This window comes from Pseudomonas sp. GW822-FHT02D10 (assembly GCF_058802345.1).
The window spans coordinates 1-11,806 of sequence record NZ_JBXAOB010000008.1 but is presented as its reverse complement, the minus strand read 5'-3'; the positions used below and the strand labels follow the sequence as shown (position 1 = coordinate 11,806).

At 54.8% G+C, this 11,806-nt stretch carries 11 protein-coding genes and 4 tRNA genes; all 15 read right to left on the bottom strand.

Annotation, left to right across the window (positions count from 1 at the left end; genetic code table 11):
* Positions 1-30: 30 nt before the first annotated feature.
* Entirely contained in the window at positions 31-4,104 is a 4,074-nt protein-coding gene (rpoB, locus tag AC1RPZ_RS14795; RefSeq protein ID WP_493137780.1) for a DNA-directed RNA polymerase subunit beta, read from the bottom strand.
* Between the two features lie 220 nt (positions 4,105-4,324).
* Positions 4,325-4,690, bottom strand: a complete 366-nt coding sequence (gene rplL, locus AC1RPZ_RS14790; protein WP_493137779.1) for a 50S ribosomal protein L7/L12 — start codon at positions 4,688-4,690, stop codon at positions 4,325-4,327.
* A gap of 77 nt (positions 4,691-4,767) precedes the next feature.
* Positions 4,768-5,268, bottom strand: coding sequence for a 50S ribosomal protein L10 (rplJ, locus tag AC1RPZ_RS14785; RefSeq protein ID WP_123423425.1), 501 nt, complete (start codon positions 5,266-5,268; stop codon positions 4,768-4,770).
* A gap of 200 nt (positions 5,269-5,468) precedes the next feature.
* A complete protein-coding gene (rplA, locus tag AC1RPZ_RS14780) occupies positions 5,469-6,164 on the bottom strand; it encodes a 50S ribosomal protein L1 (RefSeq protein WP_493137778.1) in 696 nt (231 codons plus the stop codon).
* On the bottom strand, positions 6,164-6,595 hold the full coding sequence (rplK, locus tag AC1RPZ_RS14775; RefSeq protein WP_008008888.1) for a 50S ribosomal protein L11: 432 nt from the start codon (positions 6,593-6,595) through the stop codon (positions 6,164-6,166). The genes rplA and rplK overlap by 1 nt, the downstream gene beginning before the upstream one ends.
* A gap of 117 nt (positions 6,596-6,712) precedes the next feature.
* On the bottom strand, positions 6,713-7,246 hold the full coding sequence (gene nusG / locus AC1RPZ_RS14770) for a transcription termination/antitermination protein NusG (protein ID WP_003186097.1): 534 nt from the start codon (positions 7,244-7,246) through the stop codon (positions 6,713-6,715).
* 9 nt (positions 7,247-7,255) lie between these two features.
* Positions 7,256-7,624 carry a preprotein translocase subunit SecE gene (secE, locus tag AC1RPZ_RS14765; RefSeq protein WP_493137777.1) on the bottom strand — a complete coding sequence of 123 codons (369 nt, stop codon included), beginning with the start codon at positions 7,622-7,624 and terminating at the stop codon, positions 7,256-7,258.
* 45 nt (positions 7,625-7,669) lie between these two features.
* Positions 7,670-7,745, bottom strand: a tRNA-Trp gene (locus AC1RPZ_RS14760).
* Between the two features lie 53 nt (positions 7,746-7,798).
* Positions 7,799-8,992, bottom strand: a complete 1,194-nt coding sequence (gene tuf, locus AC1RPZ_RS14755; RefSeq protein WP_493137776.1) for an elongation factor Tu — start codon at positions 8,990-8,992, stop codon at positions 7,799-7,801.
* An 84-nt stretch (positions 8,993-9,076) separates the two neighbouring features.
* Positions 9,077-9,152, bottom strand: a tRNA-Thr gene (locus tag AC1RPZ_RS14750).
* 26 nt (positions 9,153-9,178) lie between these two features.
* A tRNA-Gly gene (locus AC1RPZ_RS14745) sits at positions 9,179-9,252 on the bottom strand.
* A gap of 25 nt (positions 9,253-9,277) precedes the next feature.
* Positions 9,278-9,362: transfer RNA gene (locus AC1RPZ_RS14740), tRNA-Tyr, on the bottom strand.
* A 142-nt stretch (positions 9,363-9,504) separates the two neighbouring features.
* Entirely contained in the window at positions 9,505-9,951 is a 447-nt protein-coding gene (locus tag AC1RPZ_RS14735) for a hypothetical protein (RefSeq protein WP_493137775.1), read from the bottom strand.
* Positions 9,952-9,958: 7 nt separating this feature from the next.
* Positions 9,959-10,708 carry a pantothenate kinase gene (locus AC1RPZ_RS14730; protein WP_493137774.1) on the bottom strand — a complete coding sequence of 250 codons (750 nt, stop codon included), beginning with the start codon at positions 10,706-10,708 and terminating at the stop codon, positions 9,959-9,961.
* Positions 10,698-11,657 (bottom strand): bifunctional biotin--[acetyl-CoA-carboxylase] ligase/biotin operon repressor BirA, encoded by a 960-nt coding sequence (birA, locus tag AC1RPZ_RS14725; RefSeq protein ID WP_493137773.1) that lies wholly within the window; start codon positions 11,655-11,657, stop codon positions 10,698-10,700. The genes AC1RPZ_RS14730 and birA overlap by 11 nt, the downstream gene beginning before the upstream one ends.
* Between the last annotated feature and the right edge of the window lie 149 nt (positions 11,658-11,806).

Below are 11,806 nucleotides of genomic sequence, written 5' to 3'. Positions count from 1 at the left end.
ATCCTGCCCCGCTCTCATTCGCGTCACGTGTTATTCGGTTTCCAGATCGATATCGATGCCGAGGGAACGAATTTCCTTGATCAACACGTTGAAGGACTCGGGCATGCCCGGCTCCATACGGTGATCGCCGTCCACGATGTTTTTGTACATCTTGGTCCGACCGTTCACATCGTCCGACTTCACTGTGAGCATTTCTTGCAGAGTGTATGCAGCACCGTATGCTTCCAGTGCCCAGACCTCCATCTCCCCGAAACGCTGACCACCGAACTGCGCCTTACCACCCAGCGGCTGCTGGGTAACCAGGCTGTACGAACCGGTAGAACGAGCGTGCATCTTGTCGTCTACCAAGTGGTTCAGCTTCAGCATGTACATGTAGCCAACGGTAACCGGGCGCTCGAACTTGTTGCCGGTACGGCCGTCGGTCAGCTGCATCTGGCCGCTTTCTGGCAGGTCTGCCAGTTTCAGCATGGCCTTGATTTCGCTTTCCTTGGCACCGTCGAACACCGGAGTGGCCATCGGTACGCCGCCGCGCAGGTTCTTCGCCAGATCCATGATTTCCTGGTCGGAGAAGTCATCGAGGCTTTCCTGACGACCGCCGATCTCGTTATAGATCTCGTGCAGGAATTTACGCATCTCGGCAACTTTACGCTGCTCTTCGATCATCCGGTTGATCTTCTCGCCCAGACCTTTGGCCGCGAGGCCCAGGTGGGTTTCAAGGATCTGACCAACGTTCATACGCGAAGGTACGCCCAACGGGTTGAGGACGACGTCGACCGGGGTGCCATTGGCATCGTGCGGCATGTCTTCAACCGGCATGATCACGGAGACCACACCTTTGTTACCGTGACGACCGGCCATCTTGTCGCCCGGCTGGATGCGGCGACGGATTGCCAGGTAAACCTTGACGATTTTCAGCACGCCTGGAGCCAGGTCATCGCCCTGCTGCAGTTTGCGCTTCTTGTCTTCGAACTTGTCGTCCAACAGACGGCGGCGATCAACGATATAGGCCTGAGCCTTCTCGAGCTGCTCGTTCAGAGCATCTTCAGCCATGCGCAGTTTGAACCACTGGCCGTGCTCAAGACCGTCGAGTACTTCGTCGGTGATTTCCTGACCTTTCTTCAGACCGGCGCCGCCTTCGGCTTTGTGGCCGACCAGAGCGGAACGCAGACGTTCGAAAGTAGCGCCTTCAACGATACGGAACTCTTCGTTCAGGTCCTTGCGGATCTCGTCGAGTTGAGTCTTCTCGATCGACAGAGCACGAGCATCACGCTCAACGCCGTCACGGGTGAAGACCTGTACGTCGATGACAGTACCCTTGGTACCGGTAGGTACGCGCAGGGAAGTGTCTTTAACGTCGCTGGCTTTTTCACCGAAGATCGCACGCAACAGCTTCTCTTCTGGAGTCAGTTGAGTCTCGCCTTTCGGAGTGACCTTACCGACCAGAATGTCGCCTGCGCCAACTTCAGCACCTACGTAAACGATACCGGCTTCGTCCAGCTTGTTCAGTGCAGCTTCACCCACGTTCGGGATGTCTGCAGTGATTTCCTCTGGCCCAAGCTTGGTATCACGCGCCACACAGGTCAGTTCCTGAATGTGGATCGTGGTGAAGCGGTCTTCTTGAACGACTCGTTCCGACAGGCAGATGGAGTCTTCGAAGTTGTAACCGTTCCAGGCCATGAACGCGATGCGCATGTTCTGACCCAGTGCCAGCTCACCCATGTCGGTGGACGGACCGTCGGCCATGATGTCGCTACGCTGAACCCGATCACCCTTGCTCACCAGCGGACGCTGGTTGATGCAGGTGTTCTGGTTGGAGCGGGTGTACTTGGTCAGGTTGTAGATGTCGACACCAGCTTCGCCAGTTTCAACTTCGTCATCCGCAACACGAACCACGATACGGCTGGCATCAACGGAATCAATCACGCCGCCACGACGAGCCACGACGCAAACACCGGAGTCGCGAGCCACGTTACGTTCCATACCGGTACCTACCAGCGGCTTGTCAGCGCGCAGGGTTGGTACAGCTTGACGCTGCATGTTCGAACCCATCAACGCACGGTTGGCGTCATCGTGCTCGAGGAACGGGATCAGCGACGCAGCAACCGAAACTACCTGCTTCGGCGATACGTCCATCAAGGTGACGTCTTCCGGCGCCTTGACGGTGAACTCGTTCAAATGACGAACAGCTACCAGTTCGTCGATCAGCATTTTCTTGTCGTTCATCGTGGCCGAAGCCTGAGCGATCACGTGATCAGCTTCTTCGATGGCGGACAGGAACACGATCTCGTCGGTGACCAGAGCGTCTTTCACCACGCGGTACGGGCTCTCGAGGAAGCCGTACTGGTTGGTGCGCGCATAGGCGGCCAGGGAGTTGATCAGACCGATGTTCGGACCTTCCGGCGTTTCAATCGGGCATACACGACCATAGTGAGTCGGGTGTACGTCACGAACTTCAAAGCCAGCACGCTCACGAGTCAGACCGCCAGGGCCGAGTGCAGAGACACGACGCTTGTGGGTGATCTCGGACAGTGGGTTGTTCTGGTCCATGAACTGGGACAGCTGGCTGGAACCGAAGAACTCTTTCACCGCCGCAGCCACTGGCTTGGCGTTGATCAGGTCTTGCGGCATCAGGCCTTCGCTTTCAGCCATCGACAGACGCTCTTTGACCGCACGCTCAACACGTACCAGGCCAACGCGGAACTGGTTCTCGGCCATTTCGCCTACACAGCGAACACGACGGTTACCCAGGTGGTCGATGTCATCGACAATGCCTTTACCGTTACGGATGTCGACCAGAGTCTTCAGTACCGCGACGATATCTTCTTTGCACAACACGCCCGAACCTTCGATCTCGGTACGACCGATACGACGGTTGAACTTCATCCGGCCGACCGCAGACAGGTCATAGCGCTCAGGGCTGAAGAACAGGTTGTTGAACAGAGTCTCGGCAGCGTCTTTGGTTGGCGGCTCGCCTGGACGCATCATGCGATAGATCTCGACCAGCGCTTCCAATTGGTTGCTGGTGGAGTCGATCTTCAATGTGTCGGAGACGAACGGGCCACAGTCGATATCGTTGGTGTACAGAGTTTCGATGCGAACAACCTGAGACTTGGCGATTTTCGCCAGGATCTCGGTGTTCAGCTCGGTGTTGCACTCTGCCAGGATTTCGCCGGTTGCCGGATGCACGATGACCTTGGCGGTGGTGCGACCCAGGACGTAGTCCAGAGGCACTTCCAGAGCCTTGATACCGGCTTTTTCGATCTGGTTGATGTGGCGCGCGGTAATACGGCGGCCTTGCTCAACGATGACCTTGCCCTTCTCGTCCTGGATGTCCAGAACGGCAATCTCACCACGCAGGCGCTGAGGCACCAGTTCCAGGCTGAGGTTTTCACCTTGCACGTGGAAGACGTTGGTGGTGTAGAACGCATCGAGCACTTCTTCAGTGGTGTAACCGAGCGCGCGCAGCAGTACCGATGCAGGCAGCTTGCGACGACGGTCGATACGCACGAATACGCAGTCTTTCGGGTCGAACTCGAAGTCCAGCCACGAACCGCGGTAAGGAATGATCCGCGCGGAGTACAGCAGTTTGCCGGAGCTGTGCGTCTTGCCACGATCGTGGTCGAAGAACACGCCCGGGGAACGGTGCAGCTGGGAAACGATTACACGCTCGGTACCGTTGATTACGAAGGTACCATTCTCAGTCATCAGGGGGATTTCACCCATGTAGACTTCTTGCTCTTTAATGTCCTTGATCGCTTTGTTCGACGATTCTTTGTCGAAAATGATCAGGCGCACTTTTACCCGCAAAGGTACGGCGTAAGTTACACCGCGCAATACGCATTCTTTGACATCAAATGCCGGTTCGCCCAGGCGATAACCGACGTACTCCAGCGCAGCATTGCCGGAGTAGCTGATGATCGGGAAAACGGATTTGAAGGCCGCATGCAGGCCCACGTCGCGGAACTGATCTTTAGTCGCTCCCGCTTGCAAGAATTCACGATACGAATCCAGCTGGATGGCCAGGAGGTACGGCACATCCATGACGTCCGGCAACTTGCTAAAGTCCTTGCGGATACGTTTTTTCTCAGTATATGAGTAAGCCATCAGCGTTCCCCAGCTTGGTCACCTGCTTGTTTGGCCCCTCCCGACGGGAGCAGCCAGAAAATCGTGCAAACCCCATGGTTTGCGCCACCGCATCGGGTGGTTACAGCTCGTTATCAACACCGACCCAGTCGGCTGCCAATAACGGAAAAAGGCCGGTGGCAAGAGCCACCAGCCATCAGCCTTTCGCTTAACGCTCGGGCTGGAGACGCAAAGTCGATGCTTACTTCAGCTCGACTTTAGCGCCTGCTTCTTCCAGAGTGGCTTTGGCTTTGTCAGCTGCGTCTTTGGTAACAGCTTCCAGAACCATGCCAGGAGCGCCGTCAACTACAGCCTTGGCTTCTTTCAGGCCCAGACCGGTCAGTTCACGTACAGCCTTGATCACGTTAACTTTCTTCTCGCCAGCTTCCAGCAGCATGACGTTGAATTCGGTTTGCTCTTCAGCAACGGCAGCAGCAACGGCAGGACCTGCCGAAGCAGCAGCAGCGGTAACGCCGAATTTTTCTTCGAAAGCTTTGATCAGCTCAACAACCTGGATAACCGACATTTCAGCTACGGCGTTGAGGATATCGTCTTGAGAGATAGACATGACTCTAATTCCTGATTTGGGGACGGCCTACGCGACCATCGAAATAAACAAAAAAGCGCGAAAGGAAGTGCTCAGCCTTAGGCTGCAACAGCTTCTTTTTGGTCGCGAATAGCCGCCAGAGTACGAGCCAACTTGCTGGTAGCGCCTTGAATCACGCTCATCAGCTGGGAGATTGCTTCGTCACGGGTCGGCAGAGTTGCCAGTACGTCGATCTGATTAGCTGCGAGGAACTTGCCCTCGAACGCAGCTGCCTTGATCTCGAACTTATCCTGACCTTTGGCGAACTCCTTGAACAAACGGGCAGCAGCGCCAGGATGTTGGTTGGAGAACGCGATCAAGGTCGGGCCGGTGAACACGTCGTTGAGAACACTGTATTCAGTGTCAGCAACTGCGCGCTTGAGCAGGGTGTTACGTACAACACGTACGTAAACGCCAGCTTCACGAGCCTCTTTACGGAGTCCGGTCATAGCGCCTACTGTTACGCCACGGGCATCAGCCACGACAGCGGACAGAGCAGCTTTGGCAGCCTCGTTGACTTCAGCGACGATGGCCTTCTTGTCTTCGAGTTTAATTGCCACGGGTTTAACTCCTGCTTGTTACCGTTTCATCCAGCCGAAGCCGGATGTCGTTTTGGTGTCTGATTCGGTAAGGAACCGGGAGCACCATCTGCGTAGGCTTGAGGTTTAAGACTTGCGTCGCCTACGGTCTTGGATAGCCCCCGCCAGGCAGGGACCCCAATTTTTTTCAATTGGCACGATCACTCGCGCCAATTTGTGTCTTATGCGTCGAGCGAACCTTGGTCGATGACCAGACCTGGGCCCATAGTGGTGCTCAAGGTAACGCGCTTGACGTAGATACCTTTCGAAGAAGCTGGCTTGATACGCTTCAGATCAGCGATCAGGGCTTCAACGTTTTCCTTCAGCTTGACGGCGTCGAAACCGACCTTGCCAACGGAAGTGTGGATGATGCCGTTTTTGTCGGTGCGATAACGAACCTGACCAGCTTTTGCGTTTTTAACCGCGGTAGCTACGTCTGGAGTTACGGTGCCGACTTTAGGGTTAGGCATCAGGCCACGTGGACCGAGGATCTGACCCAACTGACCTACAACGCGCATTGCATCCGGAGAAGCAATAACTACGTCATAGTTCAGGTCGCCGCCTTTCATTTCGGCAGCCAGGTCGTCCATGCCTACGCGATCAGCGCCGGCAGCCAGAGCAGCTTCAGCTGCTGGGCCCTGGGTGAACACAGCAACGCGAACGGTCTTGCCAGTGCCGTGTGGCAGCACAGTAGCGCTACGAACAACCTGGTCAGATTTGCGCGGGTCAACACCCAGGTTCACAGCAACGTCGAACGACTCGCTGAACTTGACAGTCGACAGCTCAGCCAGCAGAACAGCGGCGTCTACAAAATTGTAGGCCTTGCCCGCTTCGATTTTGCCGGCGATAGCCTTTTGGCGCTTGGTCAGCTTAGCCATTACACACCCTCCACGTTAAGGCCCATGCTACGAGCAGAACCGGCGATAGTACGCACGGCTGCTTCCATATCAGCTGCAGTCAGATCCGCGTTTTTGGTTTTCGCGATCTCTTCCAGCTGAGCACGAGTTACAGTGCCAACCTTAACGGTGTTTGGACGAGCGGAACCGCTAGTCAAACCAGCAGCCTTCTTCAGCAGAACCGAAGCCGGGGTGCTTTTAGTTTCGAAAGTGAAGCTACGGTCGCTGTAGACAGTGATGATCACTGGAGTCGGCAGACCTGGCTCAATACCCTGAGTACGGGCGTTGAAAGCCTTGCAGAATTCCATGATGTTTACGCCGTGCTGACCCAGAGCAGGACCAACAGGTGGGCTTGGGTTAGCCTGAGCGGCTTTCACTTGCAGCTTGATGTAAGCGGTAATCTTCTTGGCCATGAGGCACTCCAATTACGGGTTCGAACGCCTCGAGAGGCTCCCCGGTTACTTGCGCGTTTATCCCAGTGACGACAAAACCCCACAGCCTAGGGCTGCGGGGTTGGGATGCTTGTCCGGCTAGACCTTTTCGACCTGGCTGAACTCTAGCTCTACCGGAGTAGAGCGACCGAAAATGAGCACAGCGACCTGGATCCGGCTCTTTTCGTAGTTAACTTCTTCGACCGTGCCGTTGAAATCAGCGAACGGACCGTCGGTAACACGAACCACTTCACCCGGCTCGAACAATGTCTTCGGCTTCGGCTTGTCGCTACCATCAGCAACGCGACGCAGAATTGCTTCTGCCTCTTTATCAGTGATCGGCGCCGGCTTATCAGCAGTACCGCCGATGAAGCCCATCACCCGAGGAGTGTCCTTGACCAAGTGCCAAGTACCCTCGTTCATATCCATCTGGACCAGCACATAGCCAGGGAAGAACTTACGCTCGCTTTTGCGCTTCTGGCCATTACGCATTTCAACCACTTCTTCAGTGGGAACCAGAATTTCGCCGAAGCCATCTTCCATGCCAGCCAGCTTTACACGCTCTACCAACGAGCGCATGACATGCTTCTCGTAACCCGAGTAAGCATGCACAACATACCAACGCTTAGCCACGGGACACCCTTAGCCAACAATCAAGGAAACAAGCCAGCCGAGCAGGGAATCAAGCCCCCACAACAGCAACGCCATAACCAGAACAACAGCCACCACAATCAGGGTGGTCTGCGTGGTTTCTTGGCGAGTTGGCCACACGACTTTTCGAATCTCGGTGCGAGCTTCCTTAACCAGTACAAAGAAAGACTTGCCCTTGACCGTCTGCAGGCCTACAAAGGCAGCTACAGCAGCAATAACAAGCAAAGCGAGCACACGGTACAGGATCGGCGCAGCATGGTAATACTGATTGCCGACAACGCCAACAACCACCAAGGTGACTACTACAAGCCACTTGAGCAGATCGAAGCGAGAGCCTTGAGCTTCAGCTTTAGGAGTCATCTATGAAGATCCTGTGAAAAGAAAGCCAGACACACCAAGTGAATCTGGCAGGTCAGGAGGGAATCGAACCCCCAACCTACGGTTTTGGAGACCGTCGCTCTGCCAATTGAGCTACTGACCTAAAACAAAATCAGGCCGACCATTATGCCGGCCCGAAAAAGACATTACAACAATTTACTCGATGATTTTGGCTACGACGCCAGCGCCGACGGTACGACCGCCTTCACGGATAGCGAAACGCAGGCCATCTTCCATCGCGATGGTTTTGATCAGGGTAACAGTCATCTGAATGTTATCGCCTGGCATTACCATTTCAACGCCTTCTGGCAGCTCGCAGTTACCAGTCACGTCAGTAGTACGGAAGTAGAACTGTGGACGGTAGCCTTTGAAGAACGGAGTGTGACGACCACCTTCTTCCTTGCTCAGAACGTAAACTTCTGCGGTGAACTTGGTGTGCGGCTTAACCGAACCCGGCTTAACCAGAACCTGACCACGCTCAACGTCGTCACGCTTGGTGCCACGCAGCAGCACGCCACAGTTCTCGCCAGCACGACCTTCGTCGAGCAGCTTGCGGAACATTTCAACGCCGGTGCAGGTGGTGACGGCAGTGTCACGCAGACCAACGATTTCCAGCGGATCTTGAACGCGAACGATACCGCGCTCGATACGACCAGTCACAACAGTACCGCGACCCGAGATCGAGAATACGTCTTCGATTGGCATCAGGAATGGCTTGTCGGTCAGACGAACTGGTTCCGGGATGTAGCTATCCAGAGTTTCAACCAGTTTACGAACAGCAGTGGTGCCCATTTCGTTTTCGTCGTTGCCTTCCAGAGCCATACGAGCAGAACCGATGATGATCGGAGTGTCGTCACCCGGGAAATCGTAAGTGCTCAGCAGATCGCGCACTTCCATCTCAACCAGTTCCAGCAGCTCAGCGTCGTCTACCAGGTCAGCCTTGTTCAGGAAAACCACGATGTACGGAACGCCTACCTGACGGGACAGCAGGATGTGCTCACGGGTTTGCGGCATCGGACCATCAGCGGCCGAGCAAACCAAGATAGCGCCGTCCATCTGAGCAGCACCGGTGATCATGTTCTTCACATAGTCAGCGTGACCTGGGCAGTCAACGTGAGCGTAGTGACGGATCTTCGAGTTGTACTCAACGTGTGCGGTGTTGATGGTGATACCGCGAGCTTTCTCTTCTGGTGCGCTGTCGATCTTGTCGAAGTCAACACGAGCCGAGCCGAAAACTTCGGAGCAGACGCGAGTCAGAGCAGCAGTCAGAGTGGTTTTACCGTGGTCAACGTGACCGATGGTACCAACGTTGACATGCGGCAGGGAACGATCGAACTTTTCCTTAGCCATCGAAATAACCCCCAGCAGAAGAATTAAGCAAGCAATACCGACCATTAAAACAAAGGCAGATATTTTCATATCTGCCTTGTTATATGGAGCTCTTGAGCGGATTTGAACCGCTGACCTCACCCTTACCAAGGGTGTGCTCTACCAACTGAGCTACAAGAGCGAAACACTTTGCACAACCTGAAAACTTGGAGCGGGTAGCGGGAATCGAACCCGCATCATCAGCTTGGAAGGCTGAGGTTCTACCACTAAACTATACCCGCGTAAGCTTGCAGCTCACGCTAAAAATGGTGGAGGGGGAAGGATTCGAACCTTCGAAGTCGTAGACGTCAGATTTACAGTCTGATCCCTTTGGCCGCTCGGGAACCCCTCCTAAGCGAGCCGGCATTCTATATCATGCCAGCCTTCTGTCAAGCATTTTCTCATTAAAAACCTGAGGTTAGCTGCGTTGACCTCGCTTCGCGCCGTTGACCGTTAAAGGTCTTCACTGCGAAGCGGGCGCCATTCTATGCAACCTATTCAGCAGTTGCAACCCCCTCACACGGCATTATTTTATGTTTTAACTCATTGAATTCTTTAGCAAGGTTCTGCAACAAGGAATCATCCGCCAAACGCCGGCTTTCTGGAGCCACACGCATCCAATATCCAACAGAATCAGGAAGAGAAACCGATAGCTGCTGAACCTTGATGTCGAGAGCAGTCAATCGTTGCTCGAGCGTCTTTGCCGTTTCCTGGCGAGCAAAGCCCCCCAGATAAAGACAGCTGTTATCCGCCTGCGCAGATTTCCCCTTGTCACGTGCAGTTGCTGCATCAGTCGTTTCACTCAACAGGCGAATGTCCTGCTGCGAACCTTTATACAAACTCAACGGAGTGACGTCCTTCGCACGCAAGGGCGCCTCCTGCTGATGCCAGACGTAATAAAACACATTGAGGACCAGCAACAGCAGAAACAACCAACGCATAAAAACCTCAGGACAATGGGCACGCCATGGCCAAACCTACGAATACGAGATCTGGTACCACCCGCGCCTCTGGCACGACTCCGGAAACCAGGCTTGCGTCACCACCAGTGAGGAACACCGAGAACTCCCGTCCCCAATAGCTGCGCGCCAGCTCCAGCTGCGTCAGGACAAACCCTCTCAACATCAACGAACACCCACGCTCGACGGCCTCCACCGTATTTTGCCCAGGCTCAAAGCTCTCGAGCGCTCTCGATGCCGCGAGATCGTCATAGCGAATTCGCCGGGTATGGGTGCGCAACTGGTTACGCATCAAGGGCATTCCGGGACAAATGAACCCTCCCAGGTGCTTGCCATCCGCCGCAATAAAGTCCGCAGTAAGCGCTGTACCAAAATCGAGAACAAGACAAGCCCCTGAGGCAAGATGAAATGCCCCAAGCATTGCGAGCCAGCGATCAAGCCCCAATCGCCGATAATCCTCGTAACCGTTGTGGACTCCAGACATTTCACGGGCCGGCGCCGCACAGGACACCGTTACACCGAACGCCTCAACCAGCGAGGAAACAAGTGCAGCGGTTTCTTCATTGGTTCTTACGCTTACCAGGCGACAGTACTTGAGAGTCAACCCATCACAGCCGTGCAAGCTCTCCAACAAGGCAAGATCCGAGTCGACAACCCCCTCGGCAACCAAACGCGCCGCATCAGCATGCAGCACACGCCACTTAATGAAGCTGTTCCCGCAGTCGAGCTCAAGAATCATCGCGCAACCTCAGACTTAGCTCACCACCACTAAACACCTTTTCTACGCCATCTACTTTCAAACGCAATGCGCCCTGTCCGTCGATCCCCATCACCACACCGTCAATCCGATTCACGCCGGCAATCAGTGAAACCGCACGCCCCTGCCATAGGTGCCCTCGTTCCCACTCTGCCTGAAGCGCTGAAAACCCTGCCGACTGGTGACGACTCAGGTATTCCTGGAGAACAACCCCCAAACGCGCAATAAGAAGATTACGATCAAACGCCCTACCCGCCTCGAGACGCATAGAGGTCCATTGCTGGTCAACCTCATCAGCCATTTGCATATTTACATTGATTCCCACGCCCAGAACGACGTGACACACATCAGCAGGATCCCCAACCAACTCCAACAATATGCCAGCGATTTTCTTCTCACCGACAAGGACATCGTTAGGCCACTTCAAACCAGCCCCAGCAATCCCCAAATCGCGCAGCGTCTGCATCACAGCAAGACCGACAACCAGGCTAAGCCCTTCAAGCTGTCGCATACCGCCATCGATACGCAGCACGAGGCTGTAGTAGATATTTTCGGCAAACGGACTCACCCACTTGCGGCCGCGTCGACCGCGACCAGCAGTTTGCCGCTCCGCCAGCACAAGAAACGGCGCAACCATTCCGCGCTCTATAGAGCGCAAGGCTTCAGCGTTGGTGGAATCAATCGAATCAAAGACAAGTACGGACCAGTCGCAAGCAGGTGAATGCTCACCGATCTCCGCGGAATTGAGCAGAGTCAACGGCGCACTCAACTGATAACCACGACCACGTACCTTATGGATAGAAAGACCCAATTCAACCTCGAGGTGCTGGAGCTGCTTCCATACAGCGCTACGACTAATACCTAGAGCAGCACCCAGCGCTTGGCCGGAATGGAAACGACCGTCCTTCAGGAGCTTTAACAACGTCAGCATGCAAGTATCGCCTCACAATGAGGCCCGCATGATAGCCATGCCCCGAGCCGTTGCATAGAAATCGTAAGAATCAACTTTCTCGCAGGCAAAACAAAACCCCTACCTGCATACGCAGATAGGGGTTTCGGAATTTAATCTTGACGATGACC

Excerpts from the sequence above, each read along its gene's own strand:
- rpoB (WP_493137780.1), bottom strand. The coding sequence starts at position 4,104 with ATGGCTTACTCATATACTGAGAAAAAACGTATCCGCAAGGACTTTAGC.
- rplL (WP_493137779.1), bottom strand. The coding sequence starts at position 4,690 with ATGTCTATCTCTCAAGACGATATCCTCAACGCCGTAGCTGAAATGTCG.
- rplA (WP_493137778.1), bottom strand. The coding sequence starts at position 6,164 with ATGGCTAAGCTGACCAAGCGCCAAAAGGCTATCGCCGGCAAAATCGAA.
- rplK (WP_008008888.1), bottom strand. The coding sequence starts at position 6,595 with ATGGCCAAGAAGATTACCGCTTACATCAAGCTGCAAGTGAAAGCCGCT.
- secE (WP_493137777.1), bottom strand. The coding sequence starts at position 7,624 with ATGACTCCTAAAGCTGAAGCTCAAGGCTCTCGCTTCGATCTGCTCAAG.
- tuf (WP_493137776.1), bottom strand. The coding sequence starts at position 8,992 with ATGGCTAAGGAAAAGTTCGATCGTTCCCTGCCGCATGTCAACGTTGGT.
- AC1RPZ_RS14735 (WP_493137775.1), bottom strand. The coding sequence starts at position 9,951 with ATGCGTTGGTTGTTTCTGCTGTTGCTGGTCCTCAATGTGTTTTATTAC.
- AC1RPZ_RS14730 (WP_493137774.1), bottom strand. The coding sequence starts at position 10,708 with ATGATTCTTGAGCTCGACTGCGGGAACAGCTTCATTAAGTGGCGTGTG.
- birA (WP_493137773.1), bottom strand. The coding sequence starts at position 11,657 with ATGCTGACGTTGTTAAAGCTCCTGAAGGACGGTCGTTTCCATTCCGGC.